General features: G+C 39.8%; 29 protein-coding genes. 18 read left to right on the top strand and 11 right to left on the bottom strand.

What is annotated here, in order from left to right; translation table 11 throughout:
• The first annotated feature begins 211 nt into the window (after window positions 1-211).
• Window positions 212-1,447 carry a cell filamentation protein Fic gene (locus tag COV43_06200; protein PIR25280.1) on the top strand — a complete coding sequence of 412 codons (1,236 nt, stop codon included), beginning with the start codon at window positions 212-214 and terminating at the stop codon, window positions 1,445-1,447.
• A 101-nt stretch (window positions 1,448-1,548) separates the two neighbouring features.
• On the opposite strand, the gene COV43_06195 is transcribed toward COV43_06200, so the two are convergent.
• The 3 genes from COV43_06195 to COV43_06185 all read right to left on the bottom strand — a co-directional run bounded on the left by COV43_06195 (window position 1,549) and on the right by COV43_06185 (window position 3,111).
• The gene (locus tag COV43_06195) at window positions 1,549-1,785 is read right to left on the bottom strand and encodes a hypothetical protein (protein PIR25279.1); all 237 of its coding nucleotides are present in this window, start codon (window positions 1,783-1,785) and stop codon (window positions 1,549-1,551) included.
• Window positions 1,786-1,888: 103 nt separating this feature from the next.
• A complete protein-coding gene (locus COV43_06190; protein ID PIR25278.1) occupies window positions 1,889-2,470 on the bottom strand; it encodes a hypothetical protein in 582 nt (193 codons plus the stop codon).
• Complete coding sequence (locus tag COV43_06185; GenBank protein ID PIR25277.1) at window positions 2,467-3,111, bottom strand: hypothetical protein; 645 nt, start codon at window positions 3,109-3,111, stop codon at window positions 2,467-2,469. Before COV43_06185 ends, COV43_06190 begins: the two co-directional genes overlap by 4 nt.
• Before the next feature lie 205 nt (window positions 3,112-3,316).
• On the opposite strand from COV43_06185, the gene COV43_06180 reads away from it, so the two are divergent.
• Entirely contained in the window at window positions 3,317-4,195 is an 879-nt protein-coding gene (locus COV43_06180; GenBank protein ID PIR25276.1) for a hypothetical protein, read from the top strand.
• Between the two features lie 15 nt (window positions 4,196-4,210).
• Here the strand turns inward: COV43_06180 and COV43_06175 are convergent, their stop codons facing one another.
• Entirely contained in the window at window positions 4,211-6,175 is a 1,965-nt protein-coding gene (locus COV43_06175) for a hypothetical protein (protein ID PIR25275.1), read from the bottom strand.
• A gap of 129 nt (window positions 6,176-6,304) precedes the next feature.
• On the opposite strand from COV43_06175, the gene COV43_06170 reads away from it, so the two are divergent.
• Window positions 6,305-6,838 carry a carboxymethylenebutenolidase gene (locus COV43_06170; protein ID PIR25274.1) on the top strand — a complete coding sequence of 178 codons (534 nt, stop codon included), beginning with the start codon at window positions 6,305-6,307 and terminating at the stop codon, window positions 6,836-6,838.
• 173 nt (window positions 6,839-7,011) lie between these two features.
• Here COV43_06170 and COV43_06165 read toward each other — a convergent pair whose 3' ends face one another.
• Together COV43_06165 and COV43_06160 are read right to left on the bottom strand one after the other, a co-directional pair.
• A complete protein-coding gene (locus COV43_06165) occupies window positions 7,012-7,608 on the bottom strand; it encodes a photosystem reaction center subunit H (protein ID PIR25273.1) in 597 nt (198 codons plus the stop codon).
• Window positions 7,609-7,701: 93 nt separating this feature from the next.
• On the bottom strand, window positions 7,702-8,085 hold the full coding sequence (locus COV43_06160; protein ID PIR25272.1) for an aspartate 1-decarboxylase: 384 nt from the start codon (window positions 8,083-8,085) through the stop codon (window positions 7,702-7,704).
• Between the two features lie 101 nt (window positions 8,086-8,186).
• Between COV43_06160 and COV43_06155 the strand changes: the two genes are divergently transcribed.
• From COV43_06155 to COV43_06140, 4 genes are all read left to right on the top strand, one after another.
• Entirely contained in the window at window positions 8,187-8,606 is a 420-nt protein-coding gene (locus COV43_06155) for a hypothetical protein (GenBank protein ID PIR25271.1), read from the top strand.
• 123 nt (window positions 8,607-8,729) lie between these two features.
• Window positions 8,730-9,347: a hypothetical protein gene (locus COV43_06150; GenBank protein PIR25270.1), complete on the top strand. Its 618-nt coding sequence runs from the start codon at window positions 8,730-8,732 to the stop codon at window positions 9,345-9,347.
• 17 nt (window positions 9,348-9,364) lie between these two features.
• Entirely contained in the window at window positions 9,365-9,703 is a 339-nt protein-coding gene (locus COV43_06145) for a sulfurtransferase (GenBank protein PIR25269.1), read from the top strand.
• 78 nt (window positions 9,704-9,781) lie between these two features.
• Window positions 9,782-10,246 (top strand): hypothetical protein, encoded by a 465-nt coding sequence (locus tag COV43_06140; protein ID PIR25268.1) that lies wholly within the window; start codon window positions 9,782-9,784, stop codon window positions 10,244-10,246.
• Between the two features lie 9 nt (window positions 10,247-10,255).
• Here the strand turns inward: COV43_06140 and COV43_06135 are convergent, their stop codons facing one another.
• Entirely contained in the window at window positions 10,256-10,768 is a 513-nt protein-coding gene (locus tag COV43_06135) for a hypothetical protein (protein ID PIR25267.1), read from the bottom strand.
• 255 nt (window positions 10,769-11,023) lie between these two features.
• On the opposite strand from COV43_06135, the gene COV43_06130 reads away from it, so the two are divergent.
• Window positions 11,024-12,367, top strand: a complete 1,344-nt coding sequence (locus tag COV43_06130) for a hypothetical protein (GenBank protein PIR25266.1) — start codon at window positions 11,024-11,026, stop codon at window positions 12,365-12,367.
• 29 nt (window positions 12,368-12,396) lie between these two features.
• Here COV43_06130 and COV43_06125 read toward each other — a convergent pair whose 3' ends face one another.
• Window positions 12,397-16,131 (bottom strand): hypothetical protein, encoded by a 3,735-nt coding sequence (locus COV43_06125; protein ID PIR25265.1) that lies wholly within the window; start codon window positions 16,129-16,131, stop codon window positions 12,397-12,399.
• A 111-nt stretch (window positions 16,132-16,242) separates the two neighbouring features.
• A complete protein-coding gene (locus COV43_06120) occupies window positions 16,243-16,470 on the bottom strand; it encodes a hypothetical protein (protein PIR25264.1) in 228 nt (75 codons plus the stop codon).
• Window positions 16,471-16,576: 106 nt separating this feature from the next.
• Between COV43_06120 and COV43_06115 the strand changes: the two genes are divergently transcribed.
• From COV43_06115 to COV43_06095, 5 genes are read left to right on the top strand one after another with little or no spacing between them, the layout of a single operon-like run.
• A complete protein-coding gene (locus COV43_06115; GenBank protein PIR25263.1) occupies window positions 16,577-16,906 on the top strand; it encodes a hypothetical protein in 330 nt (109 codons plus the stop codon).
• Window positions 16,907-16,910: 4 nt separating this feature from the next.
• Complete coding sequence (locus COV43_06110; protein PIR25262.1) at window positions 16,911-17,849, top strand: hypothetical protein; 939 nt, start codon at window positions 16,911-16,913, stop codon at window positions 17,847-17,849.
• A 45-nt stretch (window positions 17,850-17,894) separates the two neighbouring features.
• Complete coding sequence (locus tag COV43_06105) at window positions 17,895-18,779, top strand: hypothetical protein (GenBank protein PIR25261.1); 885 nt, start codon at window positions 17,895-17,897, stop codon at window positions 18,777-18,779.
• An 8-nt stretch (window positions 18,780-18,787) separates the two neighbouring features.
• The gene (locus tag COV43_06100) at window positions 18,788-19,042 is read left to right on the top strand and encodes a hypothetical protein (GenBank protein PIR25260.1); all 255 of its coding nucleotides are present in this window, start codon (window positions 18,788-18,790) and stop codon (window positions 19,040-19,042) included.
• A 17-nt stretch (window positions 19,043-19,059) separates the two neighbouring features.
• On the top strand, window positions 19,060-21,114 hold the full coding sequence (locus tag COV43_06095; protein PIR25259.1) for a hypothetical protein: 2,055 nt from the start codon (window positions 19,060-19,062) through the stop codon (window positions 21,112-21,114).
• Window positions 21,115-21,164: 50 nt separating this feature from the next.
• Here COV43_06095 and COV43_06090 read toward each other — a convergent pair whose 3' ends face one another.
• Entirely contained in the window at window positions 21,165-21,545 is a 381-nt protein-coding gene (locus COV43_06090; GenBank protein PIR25258.1) for a hypothetical protein, read from the bottom strand.
• A 165-nt stretch (window positions 21,546-21,710) separates the two neighbouring features.
• Complete coding sequence (locus COV43_06085; protein ID PIR25257.1) at window positions 21,711-22,604, bottom strand: hypothetical protein; 894 nt, start codon at window positions 22,602-22,604, stop codon at window positions 21,711-21,713.
• Window positions 22,605-22,702: 98 nt separating this feature from the next.
• Between COV43_06085 and COV43_06080 the strand changes: the two genes are divergently transcribed.
• From COV43_06080 to COV43_06060, 5 genes are all read left to right on the top strand, one after another.
• Window positions 22,703-23,761 carry a hypothetical protein gene (locus tag COV43_06080; GenBank protein ID PIR25256.1) on the top strand — a complete coding sequence of 353 codons (1,059 nt, stop codon included), beginning with the start codon at window positions 22,703-22,705 and terminating at the stop codon, window positions 23,759-23,761.
• A gap of 89 nt (window positions 23,762-23,850) precedes the next feature.
• Window positions 23,851-24,147 (top strand): hypothetical protein, encoded by a 297-nt coding sequence (locus tag COV43_06075; GenBank protein PIR25255.1) that lies wholly within the window; start codon window positions 23,851-23,853, stop codon window positions 24,145-24,147.
• A gap of 28 nt (window positions 24,148-24,175) precedes the next feature.
• Window positions 24,176-24,601, top strand: a complete 426-nt coding sequence (locus COV43_06070; GenBank protein ID PIR25254.1) for a hypothetical protein — start codon at window positions 24,176-24,178, stop codon at window positions 24,599-24,601.
• Window positions 24,594-24,833 carry a hypothetical protein gene (locus COV43_06065; GenBank protein PIR25253.1) on the top strand — a complete coding sequence of 80 codons (240 nt, stop codon included), beginning with the start codon at window positions 24,594-24,596 and terminating at the stop codon, window positions 24,831-24,833. Before COV43_06070 ends, COV43_06065 begins: the two co-directional genes overlap by 8 nt.
• A 117-nt stretch (window positions 24,834-24,950) precedes the next feature.
• On the top strand, window positions 24,951-25,121 hold the full coding sequence (locus COV43_06060; GenBank protein ID PIR25252.1) for a DUF1328 domain-containing protein: 171 nt from the start codon (window positions 24,951-24,953) through the stop codon (window positions 25,119-25,121).
• The last annotated feature ends 117 nt before the right edge of the window (window positions 25,122-25,238 follow it).

The raw sequence follows: 25,238 nt of genomic DNA, 5'->3' as shown, positions 1-25,238 counted from the left end.
AGCACTCGAGTTAGCATAACTTGCCTTCCACTCCCAAGTGTTGCACTTACTTCTTGAACTTATACCCCTAGTATGAGATTCCCCCATGTAAAATATGGATAATAGTATTAAAATAGTATTTTGAGTTTACATATTAGTATTTAATTAGTATTATTCTAGGAGTTGTTTGGGGAAGCGAAGCCGAATTTTCCCTTATCAGAGGATATTTCACATGCCAAAAGAACAAAACGATTCCCTTGCCAGGCTCATTTTTATTGAAAAATGTAATGAGCACTATCTGTCAGAAAGAGAAATCAAATATAAAATTCCGAAGGGAATGAATGAGCAAGAAACGTTGGATCTCATTAAAATGTTGAGAGAAAAAAAATCTGAGCCTGTTTATGGATTAAACACCGTAAGAGGAAAAGCGTTTCGCTATTGGCAGACCAATACCATCGAACGCATCTTACATGAAATTGATATCAAGGGCCATGATAGTAAGTGGGCAAATGTAAAAGCCCCCATTTCTGGTGAGCTTACGAAAGATGCTCTTATTTATGAAGCGCTTTACTCCAGCATGATTGAAGGCGCGCGAACTACAAAAAAAAGAGCAGAAGAAATGGTGCGTCATGGAATTTCCCCTCAAGACAGAAGTGAACGTATGACGCTGAATAATTATAATGCGCTTCAATATATTCGCGAACATGTGCACGAAGATATTTCCAAAAAATTTGTATGTGAGCTGCACAAGATTTTGGTGCATGATACTTTAGAGCCTGAAGATAAAAACTTTGTAGGCATCTATCGAAAAGATCAGCGATATGTTCAAGATGCGCGAAATGGAGAAATCGTTTACACCCCTCCTCCGCCTGAAAAACTCGATCAGCTCATGGAAAGTCTGTATCAGTGGATGAATTTCGAAGCTTTAGATGTGGTGTTTTTACATCCCGTAGTGAAGGCTTCTATGATTCATTTTTACACGGTTTACATCCATCCTTTTGTAGATGGAAACGGAAGAATGTCGCGAGCGCTGATGTATTACTATTTATTGAAAAAGCAGTATGCTTTTTTTCAGTATGTTTCCATTTCAAAACTTTTGGCCGAAAAAAGAAGCGCTTATTACAAGGCTATAAAAAATGTAGAAGATGCTGGCGATGATCTTACTTATTTTATTATCTTTTCGGTATACATGGTTCGTGAATCGATTGATGCTGTAGAAACAGAATGGAACAAGTCAGATCTGTTTCACAGTATTATAGAAGAACAGCCACATTTAAACGATCGGCAAAAAAAGTTTATAAAATCGCAACTCAAAAACAAAGATGCTTCAATAACAATTAAAAAATACATGAAAACTCACAAGGTGGTTTACGAAACTGCGCGAACGGATTTGATGAACCTCGTAGAAAAAGGCATCGCCAGCTCAAGCAAGCATGGAAAGGCTTTGGTGTTTAGGTTGAAGGGGTGATGTTTTTTCATCCTCACTTCGCTTACCTTCAAGTTCACGCACGTGAGTGAGTACTGTGTGGTTGAGTAATCGCCGATCGTTTGGTAGGATATCTGGGAATTTTAATTTACTTCATCCTCATTGCCTTTATGGAACCAAAGTTTGAAGGAATCTTGCGCAACAAAGGCATTACATAAATTGTTTACCGCAGCAGAAATAGTTATTCCACGAAAAGCTGCGATTCGAGAAAGATCTGCAGCTACCACCCTGCTGCCTGTGCGGGCGTCATGGTTGGTAAAACAAGCTGAAGCTGCATTTGCGAGCCGAACAAGTGGGAAGGCTCGACGTGGACTAAACATGCGGTTTCTCCTTGTGTGAAGTGTGGTGGAAATGCCTATTCTAGTTCTTGGCTTGTGTCAAAACGGTATGTAAGTTTTCTTAAAGAGTTGTTTTTTGTACTTTCTAACTTTCCTTAGCTTCAAGCTCCCGCACGCGGGCAAGGACTGTGTGATTGAGTAGGCGCTTATCGTTTGGCAAGATGTCGGGGAATTTCAACTTTTGTTTTAATTCTTCTGGCGATTTCCCATCGCGTTTTATGAGTAGGCCAATAGCTTCGTCGAAAAAGGAAACTGAGCTTATTGATTTTCCACTGAATTTTAGTTCAATGCCTTTTTCGTCCCAATGTTTGAGAATAAGTTTTCGAATTTTGAGACCTGCATCACGCGAAATAAAATCTTCACCACATACTTTGATGACGTCTAAATTGTAATGACGTACATCGCGCGTAACTTCACGATTTCCTTCAGTTTGAACTGTCCGGAAATTCCGGAGAGTTGCCTTTGAAGTGAGTTCATTTTCTTCGTAAATATTTGAAATATGTTCTGAAATTGTTCTCACATCTTTTTGAAACAAGTCTGCCATTTGCGTTTGCGTCAGCCAAACGGTTTCATCGAGTAATGTTACTTCAAGTTTTGTTAAACCATCTTCAGTTTGATACAGAAGAAATTCTGACGTTTCTGGTTTTGTTGTCGTATGTTTTTTCATGAGATGTTTTTGATCTTCTTTATAACGCGAATCACTTTTCCATTAATCATGTATTCTGCAAAATCATTTGGGTGAATATAAATGGGCGGTAGTTCTTGCGTTGATTCTGAAATTAAGGCGATGAGTTTATTTTTTGTATCGCGGCAAAATCGCTTGATGTTGGCAGAACCTGAGACGACCGAAAGGACGTAGTCTCCATTTTTTGGAGTTTTTATTTCGGGATCTACAATCACATAGTCCCCATCTTCGATGGACTTGCCTTCGATGTTGGCCCGATTCATAGAAGGGCCTATAGCTCGCAGTGCAAACAAGTGTTTTTTCTTTGGCACCACGCTTGGCGAAACGGTGAGATAGCCTTCTAGGTTTTCGATAGCCAACTCTTTTGCGAGTCCGCAGCTAGCAGCTCCTAAAATGGGAATGGAAAGCATTTTTGCCCTTCCCTTACTTTGCACGACAGCAATGTTTTCCGAACGTGGCTTGTCATCGCCAAGCAGCAAACCCTTTGCTCTCAGCTGATGTAGGTGATGCTTCACCTTTTGAGGATGCTCTTCCCCGATGTGTTCTCCAATTTCACGAAGTGTCATTCCTTCAAGAGTTTTTTGTGAAGCGAGTTCTAAAATGGCCTGTTGTAATGAATGCATAATTGAGTAATCCCCCAAGTTGAAGAGTGTTTACCTAAGTCATGTCTTAATGTCAAGAAATAATTCAAATGAGTTGACAAAATTGACAAACAATTCTAGATGTCTGTTTAAGATGAGTTGACAAACAAAAAAACAAAACAAAAAAATGCATTGCCGGTTTAGATAAGTGTGGAAAGGTTTTGGTGTTTAAATTTGAAAGGTGAATATGAAGGTTAACAATTTTCTTCCAGAAACTCATCCTGCATCAGCATTACAGGATTATTCTGATGTGCATTGGATTTTTTGTGACGATTCTATTGATGAAGTAGATAGACATTATAAAACTCAGATCCCAGAAAGAGTTTCCCATCAAAAAGTGTGTGTGTGGGTAAGTGTAGTGATAGAGAGTAAATCATATGATTTAATCAGAAAACAAATTTTAGACTTAAAGAGAGAAGCAAAGGTAGAGATACTTTCTTGTAAGGATAGTGCAGTATTCGAACAATTCAAAAGTAACAAAACGTTTCGAGACAAATTATTGAATGTATTATCGTCTGATAGAGTTCAGTTGTTTATCAGTTTCAGCTCTTATAAAAAAATTGAAAATGCTGATTTGATTGAAGTAGAAGGATGGCAGCTTAACAACCCATTTGATTACCCACTGTTTTTACACTTGAGAAAACTTGATCAACATTTCAAGATACAAAAAATAAAAGGTCGTTTTTTCACTTTTTGTGATCGGACAGGTTCTACGACGGACTACGATCACCCAACGGCAGGTTGGTACCAAAGACCGCATCCTTATTTGGAGGTTATTGAGCCACAGGTTTGTCACGAATTGAAAAGTGCACGTGACACATATATTTCAATAGGTTTGGAGTTGGCAGATTTTGCTGCATGGGGAATTCGTCGTACATTTGAAAAGATACGAGCGCGCGATTCTTCAACAAATATGCTTGTGACTGACATAGAATTTGAACAACGTGTTCGAAATCTTTGCTATGAGTCTGACCATTCACTTGCCACGGTTGTAGTAGGGTTACTGCGAAATGGAAGGTCGCAATTTTTATCGGAGCTTAATTTAAACCAAAAAATTGATAATTGAGCTTTCCACACACCATCACTGCATCGCAATGGCGCGTAGCACTTCGCCTTCTACTTCGTAGGTTTCTTCGCGTGTGGTGGGGTCAAAAATGTGGCCTTGGTCGTCTATGCGGGATTCTAAAAAATTTTGCACGGTTTGTACTTGGGCGCTGTTGATTTGCTTCAGTGCGATCAAGCCATAAGCTGATGGCTGTTCTTGGCCGTCGCCGTTTATAGAACTGTTGCTGATCATGCCGTTTTCGTCGATCAAGCTCTCTAAACGTGTAGTGAGATCGGCGATGACATCGCTGTAAAGATTTGCAGAAGTGCTGTCGGCAAACACATATAGCGGAAGGCTTAGCGAAGTGTCGGCGTAAGTAAGTGTGGTGTCTGTGTCGTAGACTGGCAAGAAAGTATTGCGAACATAATTGGCAAGTAAGCTGAGTGAGTTGATGTAGTCATTTGCAAAATCGTTGCTGATGTCCGCCATTGTTTTCAAGGCTTCCACGCACAGCGCCATATCCCACGGAATAATTCCCGGAAGCGAAACTCGCCGAGCCGAGAGGTGGTTGAAGATACCGTCTACGCGCATGCTGGCATCAGTTCCATAGTTACTGTCGCGTGCATCAAGTATGGCGTTAAGTGCGCTCACCACGCGGGTTTGCAAGGCGGCGTTTGGATGTGTTTGCAGATATTGTGAAAGCACTGTGTAGTTTGGGCACGAGAGATTTACATTTGCATTGTGTGGATCAGCGAGCAGAGCATCGACGCGGCCATCGAAATAATTTACGGCACGTTCAATGTTGTTTGCATAGGTTTCATCGTTCAGCAGATCGATGGCGTTGAACAAGCCCCAAACCGAAACACCAGTAACGTTCTGATATCCAGTGCTTTCAGGCGTGAGCGGATCATCGATTACGTGCTTCCAATCGTAGCTGCCATTATTGTTTTGCGCAGCTGCAATTCTATCAGCCAAAAGTTTTACGGTGGAGGTGTTGATGGCAAGTTCCTCATTGCCTTTATAAAACCAAAATTTCTTATTGGTATCTTGTGCAATGAACGTGTCGCACAGATTATTTACCGCGATGCCCTCTTGATCGGTTTGAGGTAAAGCGCGTTCGAAGTAGACGCTGCCGTTGTCAGGATCAACAATGTTCAACTTATTGGCGCCATCATAAGTGACATACACTACATCAAATTCAGAGCTGTAATCCAAGCCGGCTAAGTCAGCTCTGCCAGGCACAGGCGTGAGTGTTGCGATGTGAGTAACTGTTGTGGAGTTGCTGCTGCTTGCGATGGGAAGTGTGTAGACATACACCTTGCCATTGCTTTGAGAGCCTGCCCAAAATTCGCCGCCTTCAGGATTGCCTTCTTTTTCTACAAAAGTGAGTGCTTCCAAACCTTGACCGCTGCTTTCGGGAAAGCCACCTGCGCCACCCAAACTAAATGTGCGTGTGACCGTTCCGCTTACAATATTAAATTCCAAAATCGCGGCTGGGAATTCGCGGCCAAGATAAATGAAGTCGCTGTCTGGATTGGGAATGGTGATGCCTTCCAAATCTCCACCCACATTCCAAGTGGTGACATCATTACCATCTTTATTCATGCTGAAAAGAAAGCCGTTGTCATGTACTCCAAAAACTTTTTTGAGCCGCGAATGCCAATCAGCGCCACTGGGTTCATATCCGTTTGGCAAGCCAGTTCCAATATCCACAGCATTTTTTGCCAACGCGAGATTTACACAAGCCAACGCTTCGTCGGGCAAGCGAGGTTTTGCAGGTGTTTGCGCTGTGTCGTCAGGATCATTTTGTTCTGCGGGTGTTTCCTCTGTGTCGGCTGGAGCTTGAGTAGTGTCGCCTGTTTGCGAGGTATCGTTTTCAGGGCTGCTTTGCTGCGAATTATCCTGCTGAGTCTCAGCAGGTTTTGTGTTGGAAGTGCCACAAGCTTGCACAAGCAGTACCGACAGCAAGAGAAGAAGAGAGGAAGTTTTGCGAAGATGCATTGGAGAAGCTCCTTTTTTTAGAGGTGTAAAACAATGACAACAAATTCACCAGCAGATTTCTGACACATTTTTTCATTGTGAGCACTTTGTATTTTTGCGATAAGTCTCTTCACTTCGAAAGGAACGTATATGAAAAATATTACTCCCGCGCAGCAAAAAATGTTGGATCTCTTTGATAATCACGTCAATGCTGAATTAGCGGGCGATCTTGAAACCACCATGGCTACCATGACGGACAATCCGCATCTCATTAATGTTGCAGTTTTAATGGGCGGCTCGGGCAAAGAAGGTGTGCGAACGTTTTACCGTAATTATTTAGTGGGAAAATTTTTTCCGCCCGATGTAGAAATGATCAACGTTTCCCGCACCGTTGATGACGAACAAATTGTGGATGAAGTGGTGATCAAGTTTACGCACACTACTCCTGTTGATTGGATGCTGCCCGAAGTAGCGCCAACAGGAAAACGCGTTGAAGTAGCACTTGTAGTCGTAGTGAAAGTTGAAGATGGAAAAGTTGCACACGAACACATCTATTGGGATCAAGCTTCGGTATTGGTACAAATCGGCTTACTCGATCCAAAGCACTTACCAGTAGGCGGAGTGGGCGGCGCAAGAATGATTCTGGATCCAACAATCCCACCGCGGAAGGTAAAGCCGTCTTAAAAGAAGAAAGCAAATCTCTCGAAAAAACTTCACTCATTCCAATAATAAGGCCGCTCGTAATAGTTGTATAAGATTTCTTCATCCTCTTTGCTGAGGGCTGACGAGAAATCGTATTCGGGGGATTCTTTTATTTTTTCTTTGGGGACATTTACGTACACTCGTTTTTCGACCCATTAAATTTTCTCAATCCACGCTGGTGCGATGAGCACTTTTTTTCCTGGAAGCCAGTTGCGAGTATCAACCACAATGTAGCGGATGCGCCAATTGTCGTCTTCCACCAGAAAATCTTCGATGTGCCCTATTTCTCCATCGCTAGCTTCGATGTGGTAGCCAGAAACTTCTTTTGCCGATCGCAAATGAGGATCGCCGCGCGCAGTGTCGGCAAAGCGTTTTTCGGCCTCCTCTTTTGGAGTGGTGAGATAAGGATACCCCTCGGCATAAGGCCAAGTGGTGGGAATTTGGTATCCATAATAAGTGTACATTTCCATTTCGTATTGTCGGGAAATGGGCTTGTCACTTTCAACGGACGGGGCATCTTCAATTTGTTTTTTTGTAAGATGCACGGGAATAGAATCGTTTTCATCGTTCGGCATCCCCAGCGACAAAGGTGTAAGCAACACCTCTCTGCCCGGAATCCAAGAACCCGTGTCGGCCACCATGTATCGAATGGTCCATTCAAAATCGTCGAAGAGAAAGTCTTTGCACTTTCCAATTTTTCCATCCTCGGCATCCAAACTGTAATTTTTCATGCTCTTGCTTGTTCTTAACATAACCCCTCCTCTTTTTTTGGTGGGGACACTCTGAAAAGAAATGATGGAAGAAACAATGATGCATCTCAAAATTTAAACTGATTTTTGTGAAATTTAGAATGTGGTCTTAAGGCCTGATTTGTGTTCAACTTTTCTCACTTGGTTTTTTTCGTTCACGTACACTACTTTTTGTTCAACTTTTAGAGCTTCTTCGCGCGATAACTGTTCGAGCGAAAGAATAATGACTTTATCACCCACTTGAAAAAGTCTGGCGGGGCAACCATTGAGGCATATTTCATCATAGCCCGCATTTCCAGGAATGGCATATGTTTCCCAGTGAACAGCGTTTGACATGCTGTTAATATGCAAGAGTTGAAAGGGTAAAATTCCGGCTGCCTGCATCAATAAAGAATCGATGGTAATGCTGCCTTCGTAATCAAGTCTTGCAGCAGTGACATGAGCGCAATGAATTTTTCCGGTACAAACAATAATTGACATATAAAATCCGTTTCAGCTTGTGGTGAAATCTTGTTTAAGATATACGCGCATTTAGCGTACTCAATTATTTAATTCAACGTACAACTTAAAGGGGAAAAACTATGGGGAAGAAAATTGTTTTAAGTTTTTTGGCACTTACACTTTTTTCGGGAATGCTTCATGCCGCAACTCATGAAGCTGCTCCCAAAAGCTATACCTTAAAAGATCTGCGCCTGATTGTTTCTAATGGAAACGAGTGCAAACCTTTTTATCATAACTTAAAAAAGTTTGAAAAAAATCCCATCAATTTACACTTTGAAACTCCCGTTAAAGGAAAACATGCGGTGAAGCATGCAAGTGCAGACATTACAAACCACACGCACAGCACCGTAAAGCAAACCGTTAAGAATGATAAGGTTCATCGTATTGGCATGGGCACTTTCGACTATAAGCAAGAAGCAGTTCATTACGTGGTAGAAGTTTCAGCCGACCTCAAAAATGAAGAACACAAGCACATTCATCCTCTTTTGATGTCTATCTAATGATGGCTCTTGCGCCTACATAGCTTTGGTAAAGCCAAGTGATGAAACGGTAACTGCCTTCAAAAAACATATCCGCTCTGGCGCTGTGAAAAAACACGCTGATCTTCATCACAAGTAAAAAGTGTGGAATACCGCCGTCCTCATCCTCATGAATTTGAACAAATCATTGCATTGCAAAAGCAAAATTTGTTCGTGCATTTGAACGACAGTGAGCGTAAGGACGGCATGCTTTCCACTGAATTTTCTCTGGAACAATTTCAGCAAATGAATAAAGAATGTGTTGTGGTTGTAGCTGTTGAAGCCAGCAAAGTTTGGGGATATCTTTGTGCATCTACAGCAGCATTTAATCTGAGCAAACCCATACCTGCTGCGATGATACGGCACTGCGAAAAAATTGTTTATCGCGATAAACCTCTTAGCTCATATTCCTTTTTTATTGCAAGTCCAACTTGTGTTGATGTGGCCTATCGTGGAAAAAATCTCTTTTTAGAAATGTGCAAAGCGCTTATTTCTCGCATTCCTCAACATTATGAATTGGCCGTTGGTTTTGTATCCAGTAAAAACCAGAGATCACTTGCGGCGTGTAAAAAAATTGGGATGGAAATGGTTGATCAGTTTTGTATTGATAAGCAAACCTTATTCATCCAAATTGCCGCGCGCTGCTGCAGGAAAATGCTGACAACAATCACCCTTCTTTTTGACATTTATCATCACCAAAAAAAAACGCGCATGTTCTCCTGAAAGAAAAGGAGGAGAACATGAATACTCTTTCAGCGATACAACTAAAGAAAATGAAGCAAGAGAATAAAAATTTAAAGGTGATTAATGTGTTGGAGGAGAAGTATTTCAAAAAAGAGCATCTTCCCGAATCGATTAATATTCCCGAAGGCTCGGAGACTTTTTTGGAAGCAGTGGAAAAGGAGCTGGGCTCCAAAACCGATCCAGTGGTGGTTTACTGTGCGAGCTTGGAGTGCGATGCTTCTCCCAAAGCTGCGCGAAAACTGGAAGACGCCGGATACACGCAGGTTTACGATTTCGAGGGTGGAGTAAAGGAATGGAAAGAAAATAATTTGCCCATTGTTTTAGGAGGGCATTGAGGAGGCTAGTGTTTGCTTTGTCATTCCAGAATTTAGAAAAAGCTTGAGTTCAGCGTTGCTAAAATTTAAAAAGCCTTCATGTCGTTAAAGTATCGCCATCATATCAAAAAAGTTGATCACACTATTATTCGTTCGTTGAGTAAGTACAGTCATTATATTCATCGTGTTTCGGTTGGCCTGTTTTTTATCTGGATGGGTTTGCTCAAATCGCTTGGCTATAAAACCAGCACTTCCCTTATTGCGCACACTATTTATTGGGGCGATCCAGAATTTATGGTGAGGTTTTTAGGATTTTGGGAAATCGCCATTGGTGTGTGTCTTGTCGTAAGACCGTTGGTACGTCTAGCGTTGCTGTTGTTGCTTGTGAGGCTTCCAGGAATTATGATGGCCTTCATTTTAAAAGCGGATGTGTGTTTTTATCATTTTCCTTTTGCGCCAACACTTGAAGATCAATTTCTGATTAAAGATTTTATTATCTTTTTTGCAGCTCTAGCCATTGCAAGTTCTTTGCATGAAAAAAGTGGTCCTGAAAAATATCATTAAAAACTAAAGCTATGGAAGTTCGTGCGGCATTGCTCCAGATGCTTCGATGAGTTTTTTTGCCGTCTGTATTTTACTCTGATTGTTTTGATCCGAGGAAAGCCCAACTAAAATTTCACCTTTTTCTTTATGCTCTCCGTCGTTGTAATCTTGGTATAAAGATGCATCGCTTCCACTGGAAAGGATGGCGAAAAAACCGCCCATGAGAGCGCCGCCCAGTGTGGTAAAAAGAGCAGGAAAAAATCGCATGTTTCCTGCCATAAAATCGCCGCTCACAATCCATCCCAGTACTGCCGCAGCGAAGGCTCCTATGAGAGCACCTTTTGCCATCCACGCTATTTCGGGATTTTCGCTTTCCACTCGAATGCCGGAGAATGTTTTTTTACGAATGTGCTTTGGGGTGAGAATGCAAATGTGCTTGTCAGAAAACCCATTGTCTTTTGCAAGTTGAACGATGTGAGATGCAACATCAGTTTTATCATAAAATCCAAAGACCCAATGACGGTGCCCGAAAGTGCTTTTCATAAAATCCTCCGTCGGCCATTCATTCCTAGTTTTTGCTGAAAAGATAATGACGAAGATCAATATTTCGAATGTCTTTTGTCGCTGCTTGCGAAAGTTTGGTGCAGAAATAGGGAAAAACCCTACGCTAAATTCCTGTTTTGCCCGATTGTTTCACCTCATGAGTTTATATAGTTTTCCCCGAACGTTTTGAAACCCATTTCAAAACAAATGAGTTTTTAGGCGTAGTAGTTTTTCCCACTTAAAAGGAGGAAAGTTATGTGTTCCACAAAATCGAAAAGTGTTATTTCAAACGTAAAGCTGCTGAGTTTCTTTTTTGTTTTGTTTTTTCCATTTGTAGCAGAGGCCGCTACAAGCTATGACACGCTTAGCTTTAAGCCGACTGTAGATCATGGAAATTACTTCACGGTTGAGCAATCGCAAACCTTGGGGCAATGGGGATATGCCATTGGTGTTACTGGCGACTTCTCAGCTGATTCGTTGGTGCTAAAAAATGCTGCCGGTGTGAATGTTCAAGATGTTGTTCAAAAAGAGTTAGCGCTTCATTTTGGGCTCGCGTTTGGTTTAGCTGATTGGCTCAATTTGGGAGTTGAAGTTAGTGGCGCTCCCTATCAAGAATTTGTTACGCCCACAACACTCGCACCAGAAACTGCCCACGTTATGGGTGATGTGCTTCTCAATTTAAAACTAAGACTTCTTGATAATGAGTCTTCTCCTATTGGTTTAGCTCTTGTTCCGTTCATTACTTTTCCTACAGGAAGTGACAGTCATTTTGTGGGAAATGGCGATGTTACAGGTGGAGGAAAACTTGTTTTAGATACGAAACGCATCGGCGACAGAGTTTCTTTCGCTTTGAATGCTGGCACGCAAATACGCAAAGAGGTTGTGTTAGCGCCGGGTGCAACTGTGATTGATGATCAGTTTTTGTATGGCGCTGGCGTTAATATAAAAGTGGCAAAGCCAGTTCAACTTATTGCAGAAGTGCGTGGATCGACGCCTTTCCAAGATTTTTTTAAAAGTAATAATCGCGATTTAGAAATAGATGGTGGGTTGAGATTTTTATCTGGAGAGGAACATCAGGTAGCATTGACTGTTGGTGGCGGTGCGGGTTTGTTGCGACAAGTTGAAGCGCCAAAGTGGAGAGGATTTGCAACGCTTTCTTATCGTTTCCCTCAAAAAGAAATGGAAGAGGAAAGTGAAATCATAGTTGTTCCAGAAGTGAAAGAAGAAGTGATCACTACAAATGAAATTCACTTTGCCTTAAATAAAGCTACGATAAGAGATGATTCGAAAAGTATTCTCGATGATATTTTGGAACAAATTAAAGGCAGACACGAAATTGAAAGGGTAAGAATTGAAGGTCATACTGATAGCACTGGTGCAGAAGCCTACAATCAGCAACTTTCAGAGCAGCGCGCAAATGCTGTCCGCACTTACTTTTTAGAGCATGGATATTCTGCAGATAAAATGACGGCCGTTGGCATGGGAGAAAATAATCCCGTTGCAGACAACGCTACCAAAGATGGAAGAGCTCAAAACAGACGCGTTGAGTTTCACCTTCAGATTGCACCCGGAGCAAACATGCGGGTGGAAGAAAAGTAAAAGCACTTCATGAATGAAATGAAGTGCTCTTATGGAGTGCGAAGCTTTGCTTTTATTTCATCCAATTTTCTGAGTTGATCTTTGATAATTGGAGGTGCTTCGTATTCATAATAATCGCCGTGTTCTTCGGTGAAAACTCGTTGGAGCAAGCGAGCTAAAGCATAAATTTCTCTATCAGCTTTATCCACCCCACCATTTTTTAAACTTGTTTCTAAGTTTTGATAGGTCCATGCTTTTCGGTTTTTATTTTCAACAAGTTCTTTGGTGTAAGTGGTTGGCTCAAAGAAACTAAAGGTGTCTAACAATCCATCAGAAGATAAAAGATGCCGTAATTCTAAATCGTTATCAGACACGCGTTTGAAGCCAACTTCAAGGTAAACTTTTAAAAGTGTTTTGGCGATGATTAGATCTTGGGCAACCTCTCTTAATTTACTTTCTTCTCTTTTGAGAGTTCCAGTTTCATTTCGAGTGTAAAGATCTCGAAAGCGAGAGAAGAAGAGATATCGAAGATTTTTATATTTCACTTCTACTTTTTCCCGAATGACTTTAATATTTTTTTCAATTTCTTCTTCCGATTGTGCTTTTACATGGGGAGTTCGCGCTGTGGTATACATAAGACTAACAAAATCGGTGTCGAAATATTTCTTCAGCTGTTCATTTAGGCTACTTACTGGGACATCTTGTCCATTGTCTTCTTTAAATTTCACTTCTGAAGTAGTGTAATCTCCTTTTAGGCAGTCTTCTTGTATGCAGTGACCTGTTCCTATATCCCGTGACAGTTGCCGTCTATAGAAAAGAAGTCGTTCTGATTTTTTTTCTTCTGCTGTGTGGAGGGTGAGATATCCTTTTACATTCACTCTGAAGCTTCCGTAGGTGCCAAAAAGGTTTTGGGGTGTTGCCTGAAAATTCTCGACTCCACTCTTTTTTAATAAATGTTCTACATTTTTAAGATCGTTATGCGGGACATCTTTCATTCTGCCACCTATTAGCCATTGTGAATTTAAAAGTTCATTGTCTTCGTAATAACGCGCCATGTGATCGTTCTTATCTGTGATGATATAAATGTCATCGAACGTGATGTGATATGTGCGACCAATTTCTTTCATTTCGTGCTCATCAAGTGAATACTCAAATGAAATATCTCCTAATTGTAAAGCATGTGCTTGCAAAACTTCTCCAGGAATAATGGCTCGAAATGTAGGGTTGTTCCAAGCCTCATTCAAATCGATCAGAACATTTTCTGTTACTTTATCTTCTGAATTTTCTGGTGATACAGTTTTTCCTATTCTCTCTGGAAAATAGTCTGTTTTGAAGGGATCATGTGGATGTTTGCTTCCAAACAAAAGGAGATCATTTGCTTGTATTGGTCCTTTATCGCTTCCTCGTGCGTCCTCTCGTAAGTGTTGAGAGGAAGGATTTTTGAGATAGTCGTTTCCAGTTTCATAAAATTGAACCTTAAAGGCATTCACCGTTTCTGTGTAATGATTCAATACTTTATAAAAGAAAGCGAGGCCATTATCGTTTTGGTTTTTTTGTTGTGCAAATAAAGTAACCTCTTCTGGAAAGACTGGCCTCGTTTCTTCCGTAGAAGAAGCTTGCTGGTGTAGTTCTGATATAGCTTTTAGCTCAGGTCGTTTTGCTATAGATTGTAAAAAGGAATCTGCGTTTTTACCCAAGTCAGCAATGTCACCAAAAATGGAAGGCTTAACGTACTTCCCCTTCAGTCCTGTTTGAGACATTAGTTTTTTGGCCATAACCAAATTGATCGGACTCTCTTTACTCTTCTCTATGATAAGTCGGTGTAAGTTATCGATACCGTCTGACCATGTTTTAAAGTTGAGATAAGGGAGTTGTTTGCTTTTATTTTTTTTATCTTTCGTATCGTAAGACAATTGAAAATTGCGATGAGCTAGCTCAAGCAAGAGTGTAAGATTTTCTGCTGCATATTTTTGAACATCAGATTCAGAAAGTTCTGCAAAAGTGCTTTGATAAAAAGCTTCTCTTAACTCATGAGCAGAAACGGGCCGTTTTTTGAGTTGGTGCTTTGAATATTTCTGACTGGTGTGGCTTCTGTAAGTGTTGCCCAAAGAATAGGTTTGTGCTTCTGTTTTAAAATGGTAGAAGCAGTTAATAAATTCTGAAGCAGCTTCTTCACTCACAAACCTTACTTTCCCGTCAAGGCAAGTCTCCTTTTGTAATTGGATTGCCTCGCTTGCGGCATGATCTGTTCTGTCCTTTTTTAATTCACCAAAGCCTTCAGTAAGTTGATGCACAATATTGTCGAGGCGACCAATGATGAACTCTTGGTTTTCAAGTTGTTCGCTTGTCATCATAAGCACCGTGTTCATGGTTTGTTCAGTGATATTAATAAGGAGATCGAGTTTTTTGTCGAGGTGCTGAAAGTAATTGTAAACTTCTTCTCTAAAATCTTGAAGTTCCTCCCTCAGTTTTCCGAGTTCTTCTAAGATAATTTGATCATTTGATTTTCCTGAACTTGCAAAAATAGAAATGAAAGCTAAGCCTATGTTGATCCAATTTGCTCCGAAGGCAATTGTTTCCCAGATGTTTGTTGTGGAGCTTGCAAGATTTTGCAGGGCTCCAGAGAGGACGCTTCCGAATTGTCCAATACGAGCTCCAAGCTCTGGATTTGAAAAACTAATTACTGTTCCTAAGGCTTGAAATGTTGCTCCTAAAGCCTTTGCCTGTTGGTATAACTTCTCGGCTTGTTTTTCAGGGTAATCCGGAGGATTTTCTCCAAATTTCTTTCTGTACGATTCAATAAGATCTTCGGCTTTAAAGCCAAAGCGTTGGGCTGTTTCTAAAAAAGCGTCTTCACTAAGGAATTGTCGTTGCAATAAATAATGAATCACTTCTTCTGAAGTTTCAGTTTTTTGTTTGGCAAGAAGTAAATCTACTGCAGCTACCATTCCTTTTTCTTTCATCGTTGCATCGAATGTTTCATGCAGATCCGGAAACTTTTCACCAACCCATTCGGAGAGCTTATTTTTTTCCTGAATAAAATGTGAAAGTTGAGATAAATCGCTTTTGCCTTGCGAGGTTGGTGCAAAAGCTTCGGGAAGTGTAAATTTCAGTGTAAGACTATCATTTAAGCTGCTTCTCTTTGCTAAAACATTACCGGCAAGTTCTTCTTTGATATATGCAGTTTCATCAAAGGTAGTGGGATCGATCTTCAGTTTGGAAAAAATTTCTTTGGCAAAATTGTTGCTGTGTATTCCATAAAACTTCATTGATTCAGGAGTGAGTCCCATTTCCAAAAAATCGTTTAAATATCTTTGGTACACTTCTGGGTGATTAATAATGTCATCATTTAATGCAGACACAAATTGTTTTCCCTGTTTTTCTTTCCAATCAGCAAGATCTTTTAGATAGGGATCATGTTCCAAAAGTGGAGGAACTAATGCAGTTGCAAATGAAGCGAGACTTAGAGCTGGATGCAGTTTAACACTAGCTTTCCCAAGTGATTCAAGAATGTTCGTTCCAAAAGCGGCGCCCGCTGAGCCAAGACCTATAGCTTTTGAAAGTGATGAGTCCTTATAAATTTCCAAAACTTCGGCTGCGTCACTTTTATAATCTCCTTGTGACCACTTTTTATTTAGTTTGGCCCAATTATATGCAATCCTAAACGCTTTGAGACTTTCTTCTTGCGACATTCCTGGGAGCGACATTTTTTGCTGTCCAAGATTTGTGACTGCATAAAGAAAAGCTTTATCATCTAAAGCTTTGTGCCATGTCATTTGTGCCATTAACTGAAATTTGAAAGAAGGAAGTTCTTCACTAGAAATATGTACTTCACTTGCATTAAAAAAAGGACGAACTTGTGTTTCTTGCTTATTTGCAGGAATTCCTTGTGAGTTCTAAGCAAAATATTTTGTAATTTCATTTTTTCTCCACAAAGGATTTGTACTGCGCGTTGACGGAGAAAAACGTTTTGTAAATTCTGCATCAACCGACGCCAAACCCTTATCTGGCGTTTCTTTCACCGCTTCAGGTTCTAATGGGATTTGCACATACTGCTGTGCCCATTGGATCAAGAGCCTGAGGTTTTCGTTTGTGGTATCGGTTGATGAAGGTATGTGTCCCATATATTTTGCGCATAAGCTATGTGCTGTTGTCTGTGCAAGCGACAAATGTGTAAAATTTCGGACAAGATGTAATTTTGCTCCGAAAGGAGAACAAAATGTTCATATTTTGGAGCATAAATTCGAAACAGTGAATATTTCCGAAGTTAAAAATTCTAAAATGTGGACAGGTTTTGAATCTTTTGAACCTCAAAAAATGAACGGGCAGAAAAACAGACAGCCTACTCAAACAAAGCAGGCTGTCTATAAGATGGGGGCAATATTGTTTACTTCACTCGCTCGATGCAGAGCTCATCTAAGCAGAAAAAATGAGAAGAACAAATACGAATTGGAATATGTGATGATAGACCTTGGTCTATGTGATGCCTTCGGTAAAAGAGAAAATATACCTATTTCACTTCTTTATATTGAGAAAAAACAATTTTACGCCTGCACCTAAACTATTGCATGTTTTTGGTGGAAATAACTTCATTCTGAAATACGAAAACAACATGAAAACAAATGACGGCAAAAGAGCAAATTCTTTTAAGGGTGTTTTTTTATGCTGCTTTGCTGCTGTTCCGTTTTTGTATGCAATTTTATTTTTATTTTTCTCGTTTTTGTTCCTTCCTTTTGCAGAAGCCGCCTCAGAAAAACAATTGAGGCATGTTTGCGAAGCGTATTCAGTGGTGGGGAAAAAAGATGTTCACTTTTCTTCAGAGGAAAAAAAATTAATTTGCGGCGATGCTTCTTACGAAAGCTGGAAAAAAATTCCAGTGAACCAAGCTAAGTTTCACATCAAAACTTTTTTACAGCAACGAGGATATTTTTTCCCAACGTTTCAGGAAAGTGAAAATAAAATAATTATTTTTCCTGGGAAAAAAACATTTATTAAAAAAATTAATGTAGAAGATGATGCGCCTCCATTTTTAAACATAAAAAAGTTGCGCAAAGCAAAAAACACTCCTCTTACACCACAAAAACTTAATTACATTCAGGATTGGGTTGTTCGCGAATTAAAAAATAACGGCTATGCGTGCCCAAAGGTGAGCGGAGCAGCATATGCAGAAAGTGGCGTTGTAAATCTTTCGCTTACTCCTGGAAAATTTTTTAAGAGCGTGAAGATAGAAGATCAGTTTAAGGTTTTCAACAAGCCAGTGTTAAGACGTTTTGATGCTTTTGGTTTAGACAAGCCTTACCAGGAGAATTTGTTTCAGCTTACCAAGAGGCGCACCGAGGATTCGGGCATTCTTGAAGCCACCTATTTTGTTTCGCAATGTGAAGCTCCTCACAAGACAGACGAAATTACCGTAGAGCAAAAACTTATCCTGGGACGACCGCGTCTTTTTCGCTTTGGTGTTGGAGCAAACACAGAAGAATATGCGCTTGCAAAAATTTCGTGAGAACACGGCAGAGTTGGGAAAAATGCATCTCAATTTCGAAGCGATGTGTATGCTTCTTTCAAGCGACAAGAGTTCAATGCCGAATTGGATTGGTATGTATTTGAAACCAATAGGCTTCATCTTCAGCCTAAGTTTAAAGTGGAACATCAGTCGGAAACAAATTTTGAGCTGCTTTCCGCAGATGCACGAATGGCAGAGGCTTGGAGTTATGACAATCAAGTTGTTGGGATGCATTTTCTTTTTGGGCCTCAATTAACGTACACGCGTACATTGTCTGGACCTCAGCAACAATTCACACGCTTCGTTTCAGGAATTTTTCAGTGGGATCTTACAAGTCATGATTTTGAATATTTTCTTTCCTCACCACAGTCTGGTTATCAAGCTTCATTTGCGCTGAATAGCAACGCTAAAGAATTGTTATCAGATTTAAGCATTCATAAATTAACCTTGAGTGAACACAAGCTTTGGAATCTTGGGAATTTTTCTCCAGCTCTTTTTGTGCTTGGTCTTCGAGGTTCGTTTTCGACAAGCATCACCGATACCTCGCAAAACAATTTAGATCAGGTGCCTCCAAATTTTCTGTATTACCTAGGTGGTTCAAATAGTTTGCGTGGCTTCACACGCGCTGGAATTCCCAATAGAAATCAGGGTGCTCTCACGGCTTCGTTTCTTAGCCTTGAGTTGAGACTGGCAAAGCTTTTGCCACTTTTTATGGAGCCCATTTTTTTTGCTGATATTGGAGCTGTTGGAGACAAGCCTTTCACGTTGGATAAACCTTTTTATTTTTCACCGGGCTTTGGTTTGAGGATTGCCTCACCAATTGGCGTTTTCCGAGGTACGTTTGCAAAAGGAATTGCGCTTGCGAAAAATAATTCTAGCACCGTGAGTGATGGGTATCAGTTCTACTTAAGTTTTGGGGAGGAATTTTGATAAAAAAAATGCTCAAAACTTTTCTCATTCTTTTTTTCGGAGCAATAATTTTTGTTCTCAGTTTTGGTTTTTTACTTCTTTCTTCCCCAGATACATTTATTACCGAAAAAAATATTTCATCTCTCCTTACGTTTTTTCCACAGTACTCCATTGCGTGGGATAAGTTTGTATTTACAAGTAAAAGAAACAACTTTCTCATGCGCGAAATCCATCTTGATCTCACAGATTTTTGTTTTCGGAAAAAAATGAGAGAGAGCATATAGAGGTTTGTTCTGACGAAGTGTCGTTAAATCTTGGCTACAAAATAACTGCATTGGCGCTTTCAGATTTTGGTCCAGTTACTGTTGAAAACCTTCGCGTTCATTTGAGCACGCAAGAAAAAGCAAAGGATGAACCCTTTCAGCTTCCAGATTTTTCACGCCTTCATCTGCCCCGGTTTTTGAAAGGGACAAATGTTCAGCCCCTTAAAGTCACTTTAGCAAAAGCTTCATATATCAATCCAACACGTCATTATGAAGCGAAGGGAACGCTTAGCTTTTCAGAAGAGGGAAGCAAGTTTAACACTGTTCAGCTGAATGCCGAAGTGAACGACGTGCTTAAAAAGCAGCAATACACAGCAAACGTGGAGGTGAAGAGCGAAGATTTTTTTGTGAGCGACCAGTGGAAAATCAACGTCCAGAGCGAGTTTGCCGAAGAGGAAAAAGAAATTAAAGCTCAGTTCAATTTTCTTTGGGACAGAAGAGATAAGTATTTTGAATTGCTCACTACAGCTAAGATGCAAAAAATAAAAGCGAATGCAGTTATAAAAACGCATTATGAAAAAGATGAAATGGTTACAAGTGTTGAAGCAAAGGTAGACAATATCGATCCCATGATCCCTCACGTTGAACTTCCGCATTGCGAATTTTCTCTTCGTGCGGTTCGTCTTACACGCAATGATGGAATCTTGAACATCAACTGTCCTCTCCACTTACAACTGAAAGAATACAGTTTTTTACTTGAAGGGAAAAAAGTTGATGAATCACCAAAGACAGCTGTGTTAGATCTTTCCGGGGAAGTAGAAACTTTTTTTGAGTTAGATTTAGACCACGAAACAAAAGGAACTATAACAGCAAAAATGTTGGCGATGCCGTATCACTTTATTGAGACAGATGGAAATATTTCAGTGCAGTTTGAGGGTATTCCCACCAACTTTCCTGATGATTGGAAACTGCTTACAGATTTTGATTTTAATTTCTCAATTAAACATTTTCAAAAGCTGGCACAGTTTTTATCAAATACCACCTTTTCACTTCCTGCACCGTTCCATGTTTTAAAGGGAGATCTAGCCCTAAACATAAAAGGAAAGAGTGATGTGTTTGGAGATGATTCCCATTTTCCGTTTCAGTTTCAAACTCATTTGTCTTCGAGTGAGCAAAATTTTGATGTGCTAAGTGATGGAAATATAAGGATTAATTTCTCTTCTGGCAAATACCAAAGTTCGTATCTTGAAATGAAAGTTAAGCTAGATGATGTGGAGGTTCAACTGCCAAAGTTAAATCCCATAGCTCTTCCACAGCTTGTTCTGGATGAAAGAATCGTGCTCGAGAAGCAAAAAAAAGTACAAGCAGAAGCAGAAAAAAAGACATTCACGTACGATGTTTTTGTGGTGACTGAAAAATCACAGCCACTTCAGGTGAAGTATTATCCTGCAAAAAAAACAATTCCCATTCTTGTGGATCTTCATCTGAGTGATAAAGGCATGGAGGGCACAGTGCATATTCAAACTTTTCCCGTGGAATTTTTTCAGCGTGAAGCAACAGTGGAACAAGTTTCGTTGCGTTTTTTACAGCCGACGGAGAACTCGGAAGTAGATGCTACAATTAATGTTCCGTACGCCGATTATACGATTACCATAAAAGTTTTAGGAACGCTTGATCAGCCAAAAGTTGTAATGGAATCTTCTCCACCATTATCAGAAGAAGATATTTATGCCGTTCTTCTTTATGGAGAACCGTACCAAGAACTTGCTTACGATGAATCCTCTTCAACGGCAGATGTAAGCGCAGCAATAGCTGACAGAGCGCTGTCATTGTTTTCACTTTACGCTTTAGGATCAACGCCAATTGAAAGAGTGAATTACAATCCCGTGACAAAATCTTTCTCAACAAAAATTAAACTTCCAGGCGGTGCATCTCTTGTGTTGGGAGGAGATGCCGAGAAAAAAGAAATAGGAATCCAGAAACAGCTTGGAAAAGGTTGGATTATCAGAACGCTGTATGAATCTCCCAATGAAGAAAATGCGCAGCAAGATGCAAAAGCCACTGCAGTTATTGAATGGAACAAGCGCTATTAACAAAAAGGAGCCCGTGTTCAGGCTCCTTTAAAAAAGAAAGCTCTTTTTAGTTAGCGTTGTTTTCGCGGCTGCTCTTTACGTTCACTTTCACGTTGAGGATTTTTTTGTTGTTCGCGGCGTTGAGGATTTTCTTGCTCTTGCTCGCGCCCTGGTCTCTGTCTCTCTTCTTGTTCGCGGCGCGGATTCCTTTGCTGCTCGCGTTCTCGAGGGCGGTCGCTGTCTCCTTGCGATCTTTGTTGTTCTTTACTGAAACGTTCCACTTCTTCTTCGGCTTCTTCTTTTGTTTTTCCATAAGCCTTTTGAATTTTGCCAATAAGCTCATCCCGATTGCCTTTGACCCTTTCGATATCATTGTCAGTGAGCTTTCCCCAGTGAGCTTTTGCTTTACCGCTATACTCGTTCCAGTTACCTTTAATTTGTTCCCAGTTCATAACTCCTCCTTGTAGGTTATAAGAGTACGAAACAATTCCCGTGCCCTAACGCTGTTCACCCCAATCAAACAAAGTGGAGAATCAATTTCGATAATACGATGTATGGATAGCCTTTTTTCTATGGATCAAAACTTGATGTGAGGAATGATGACATGAGTGCACACTCTACTCCTTCAGAGTTTCTCTAAAATCTTCTAATGATTCAGAAATGTGTTGAGAAAAGAGAGCGTTTTTTCTTTGAACCATCCACACTTCGTATCTGAGTTCAGGAATTTTCCCAAGCTGGATAAGTTTTTTCTCTTTGAGTGCGTTTCGAACCGCGATGGGAGGAAGAATAGCGATACAGTCGTTTTCTTCGGCGGTAAGGCCCATCACACTTACATCATCCACTTCTCCAATAATGTGAGGCTCGATAGAATGGCTGGAAAAAAAATCATCAACTTGTTTTCGAAACTGACTGTGTTTGGAAAAGTGTAGTAACGGTTCATGGCTTAAGGATTTCGGAAAAGTTTTTTTAAGTTTTGTGAAGCGATTTCCTGCAACAGCAACAATGGGATAAGACGCAACTTTTTCGCAAACCAATAAATTCGAATTCCCTGTATCTAAAAAACAATCTGTAATGACAATATCGAGATCTCCAGAAATGAGATGTTTTTCTAGACTTGGTAATGAATAGTTTGAAACATGAACTCTGGTATTATTATGTTTCCACACGCATGATATAAAATCGTATACAACTTCTTTTGCCAGTGAAGGCAGAACACCAATATTGACTTGATTAATCTCCGTCTCTTTTTCGTGAAGAGAGGAAAGCATTTCTTCTTTGAGGTGAAAAATTTTTGCAGCATAATTGAGAACGGTTTCACCATTTTTATTCAGCTTGAGCCGACGTTTATTTCTATCGAATAATTTTGTGCCAAGTGTTTCCTCAAGTTGACTTAACTGGCTGCTGAGCGTAGGTTGCGTGACGTGCAGTTTTTTTGAAGCTTTGGTTACGGATCCTTCTTGTGCAATGACAAGAAAATAGTAAATGTGATTAAAGTTGATGTATTGATGCATAAGTCTGCTCCTCTGTACACAGTGAAAACAGAAACTTTCCGAGGAGCCTAGTTTATTTTGCGAAGGATGTCATCTAGATAAGCAGTTTCTTGAATGGGATGAATCGAGAAAGCTTTATGCTAAAGTATACCTTTACAAACGTTCTTTTTCTTTCTCTTTCTCTTTTTGTTCTTTTGCTTTTATCTCCATTTTTTTCGCTTTTTCTTTTTTCTTTTTGTTTTGTTTCCCTTGTTTATCCAGTCTACAATTTTTTTCAGCGTAAAATTGGAAAGCATAATTATCTTCATTCAGCTTTGACTGTCTTTCTTGCACTTCTTTTTTGTATTGCTCCCTTTGTCGTTCTTATGTCTTTTGGAATTTCACATCTTTTAGAGGTTTTAAAAAATATTCTGAGCGAACTTGAAAAAGATGAAGTCTCTCAGAGTTTCTCGGTCTTAATTGGTGCTATTCAATATTATGCTTATGATTTCTTTTCCGTTTCACTCGAGAAGTTAGAAATTAAAAATTATATTCTTACTCATCTTAAAAACTTTGTTGATGTTTTATATCGCTACTCTCCAATGGTGATCATCACTAGCTTTAAGGCAGTAGTGCAATTTTTTCTTTTTCTGCTGACAAGTATTGTACTGTTAGCTGAAGTGAAAAATATTATGAGTTACGTTGAAAATCTTTTTAAAAAAAACAAAAACAAACTCAGTCTTTTGCTTGTTGATGTGAGGGAAAGTATAAAAAGCACTTTTTATTCGGGCATTCTTGTAGGAGTTGCTCAGGCTACACTAATTGTTTTAGGAATAATTTTTTATTCATTCAGTCAGCTCATTTTGCTCATTCCTCTTATTTATCTTTTTTGTCTTGTTCCCGTGGTGGGGGCTTTTGTTTGCTATACTTCAGCAAGCATATACTTGGTGCTTACTGGAGACGTAAAAGCCGGCCTCATTTTCATGGTGTATGGCGTTTTGGTGGTTTCTACAGTTGATAACATTCTAAGATCGTTTGTGATTAAAGGAAAAAATAAAGCGCATCCCTTTTTACTTTTTCTTGTGTTGATTGGTGGCGCAAAAATTTTTGGAGTCATAGGAATTTTGCTAGCGCCCATTATCCTTTTCCTCTTTCTTTCAATGCAAAAAATGTATTTCAAAGAAAAAAAATCTTCATAGTTGTTTGCTTATGTGTTCATGGCTTTAATCAATTTTACACAACGCTTTAATTTTCCTACCTTTTCTCTCACACCAACCCTGGAGGAAACATGAAAAGCGAAATTGACCAAGTTACAAAAAGAGAATCAGTTAGACATTTTAAAGACGAAACGCAAAAACTCAAAGAACAGGCTTTCAATGTTGGACAAGCGGCGTATGAGGCTGCCGATGATTCCGTAAAACATCTGAAAGAAAATTCTTCCCACTATTTGAAGGAAGCAAAGTCAGCTGCTTTGAATGCAGAAAAAAAATTAGAAGAAACGATAAAAGAGAGACCCCTTTCAGCCTTACTCATCTCTGCTGCTGCAGGTTTTGTCATTGCAAGTTTTTTTAAGTTGAGAAAATAAAATCGAAAATGAATGAGTGATAATGACAATGGAAAATAATTCAAAAAAGCATGAGTTGCACTCTGTTGATGGCGGGAAAGCGTCAGCAGAGCAGGAAAATAAGGGAGAAGAGATTCTTACTTATATTCGGCAATATGCCGTAGTTTTTGTATGTGAAGTAAAAGAAAAAGTGAATGTGTATTTGCAACGCAAGGTTACTGAACTCTTGTTTTTTTCTCTTTTGTTTACTCTCGCACTTGTTTCTGTAGTGTTCATATCATTTGGTATCGTTCATTTATCACAGCATTATTTTTCTCTCTCAATTGGAAGCTCGTACTTTTTTTGTGGCGTCTTTTTTCTTTTTGCAGCCTTTGTTTTGCTGAATATATTTTTCTTAAAAAAACGATATTCCAGTTTTCGCTCTGCGAAAAAAGAGTATGTACGTTTAGAAAAAAACTTAAAAAGTGATGTGTAAAGTGTTTTTGAGAAAACAAATCCTAGATTTAAAAGGCGAAACGAAGAAAAAGTTAGCAGAAAGTATTATGCAAAAAAATATTTTCTATGCTTCCCTTTCCTGTTCTCTTTTAGCAGGTTATGTTCTGGGCTCTGTAGCTGGAGGGCTGTATCGCAGGGCTGATCCTCTAAGATACATAACCCATCTCCTCCTCCAGCGCGCTGTTGCGGCTTTCTCTCGATACCGTTTTTAAAATACGCACTGTTCATTTCATCAATGAGCTAATGGTTTTTATCAATTTTACCATCTTGATTTGTTTCAGTAGTCTTCCTCTGTTGCTTACTTTTACGAAACCGAAAGGGAGGTTGTTATGTTGTCATGGGCGCTTATATTTTTTGTGGTTGCAATTATTGCTGCTGTTTTTGGTTTTGGTGGAATAGCCGCTGGTGCGGTGAGTATCGCCAAAACACTGTTTTTCATTTTTCTCATTCTCTTTGTTTTGTCCCTTTTCATCCCTGCCCTACACAGGCCATTTTACTAATCAAAGAGAACGCTTCACCGTAAAGTTAACTGTCACGTCCTAAAATAGTTGACACTTAGTTAAGTCGTCCAGCATGAACGGAAGCAGGGGTTTTGTATCCCAGCGACAGATGCGGAC

This window comes from Deltaproteobacteria bacterium CG11_big_fil_rev_8_21_14_0_20_42_23 (assembly GCA_002796345.1).
Lineage (GTDB): Bacteria > UBA10199 > UBA10199 > 2-02-FULL-44-16 > 2-02-FULL-44-16 > 1-14-0-20-42-23.
This window is presented reverse-complemented; position numbering and strand designations above follow the sequence as displayed.

Coding starts and splice junctions, on each gene's coding strand:
- COV43_06200 (PIR25280.1), top strand. CDS start 212: ATGCCAAAAGAACAAAACGATTCCCTTGCCAGGCTCATTTTTATTGAA.
- COV43_06195 (PIR25279.1), bottom strand. CDS start 1,785: ATGTTTAGTCCACGTCGAGCCTTCCCACTTGTTCGGCTCGCAAATGCA.
- COV43_06190 (PIR25278.1), bottom strand. CDS start 2,470: ATGAAAAAACATACGACAACAAAACCAGAAACGTCAGAATTTCTTCTG.
- COV43_06185 (PIR25277.1), bottom strand. CDS start 3,111: ATGCATTCATTACAACAGGCCATTTTAGAACTCGCTTCACAAAAAACT.
- COV43_06180 (PIR25276.1), top strand. CDS start 3,317: ATGAAGGTTAACAATTTTCTTCCAGAAACTCATCCTGCATCAGCATTA.
- COV43_06175 (PIR25275.1), bottom strand. CDS start 6,175: ATGCATCTTCGCAAAACTTCCTCTCTTCTTCTCTTGCTGTCGGTACTG.
- COV43_06170 (PIR25274.1), top strand. CDS start 6,305: ATGAAAAATATTACTCCCGCGCAGCAAAAAATGTTGGATCTCTTTGAT.
- COV43_06165 (PIR25273.1), bottom strand. CDS start 7,608: ATGTTAAGAACAAGCAAGAGCATGAAAAATTACAGTTTGGATGCCGAG.
- COV43_06160 (PIR25272.1), bottom strand. CDS start 8,085: ATGTCAATTATTGTTTGTACCGGAAAAATTCATTGCGCTCATGTCACT.
- COV43_06155 (PIR25271.1), top strand. CDS start 8,187: ATGGGGAAGAAAATTGTTTTAAGTTTTTTGGCACTTACACTTTTTTCG.
- COV43_06145 (PIR25269.1), top strand. CDS start 9,365: ATGAATACTCTTTCAGCGATACAACTAAAGAAAATGAAGCAAGAGAAT.
- COV43_06140 (PIR25268.1), top strand. CDS start 9,782: ATGTCGTTAAAGTATCGCCATCATATCAAAAAAGTTGATCACACTATT.
- COV43_06135 (PIR25267.1), bottom strand. CDS start 10,768: ATGAAAAGCACTTTCGGGCACCGTCATTGGGTCTTTGGATTTTATGAT.
- COV43_06130 (PIR25266.1), top strand. CDS start 11,024: ATGTGTTCCACAAAATCGAAAAGTGTTATTTCAAACGTAAAGCTGCTG.
- COV43_06125 (PIR25265.1), bottom strand. CDS start 16,131: ATGGCACAAATGACATGGCACAAAGCTTTAGATGATAAAGCTTTTCTT.
- COV43_06120 (PIR25264.1), bottom strand. CDS start 16,470: ATGGGACACATACCTTCATCAACCGATACCACAAACGAAAACCTCAGG.
- COV43_06100 (PIR25260.1), top strand. CDS start 18,788: ATGCTCAAAACTTTTCTCATTCTTTTTTTCGGAGCAATAATTTTTGTT.
- COV43_06090 (PIR25258.1), bottom strand. CDS start 21,545: ATGAACTGGGAACAAATTAAAGGTAACTGGAACGAGTATAGCGGTAAA.
- COV43_06085 (PIR25257.1), bottom strand. CDS start 22,604: ATGCATCAATACATCAACTTTAATCACATTTACTATTTTCTTGTCATT.
- COV43_06080 (PIR25256.1), top strand. CDS start 22,703: ATGAATCGAGAAAGCTTTATGCTAAAGTATACCTTTACAAACGTTCTT.
- COV43_06075 (PIR25255.1), top strand. CDS start 23,851: ATGAAAAGCGAAATTGACCAAGTTACAAAAAGAGAATCAGTTAGACAT.
- COV43_06070 (PIR25254.1), top strand. CDS start 24,176: ATGGAAAATAATTCAAAAAAGCATGAGTTGCACTCTGTTGATGGCGGG.
- COV43_06065 (PIR25253.1), top strand. CDS start 24,594: ATGTGTAAAGTGTTTTTGAGAAAACAAATCCTAGATTTAAAAGGCGAA.
- COV43_06060 (PIR25252.1), top strand. CDS start 24,951: ATGTTGTCATGGGCGCTTATATTTTTTGTGGTTGCAATTATTGCTGCT.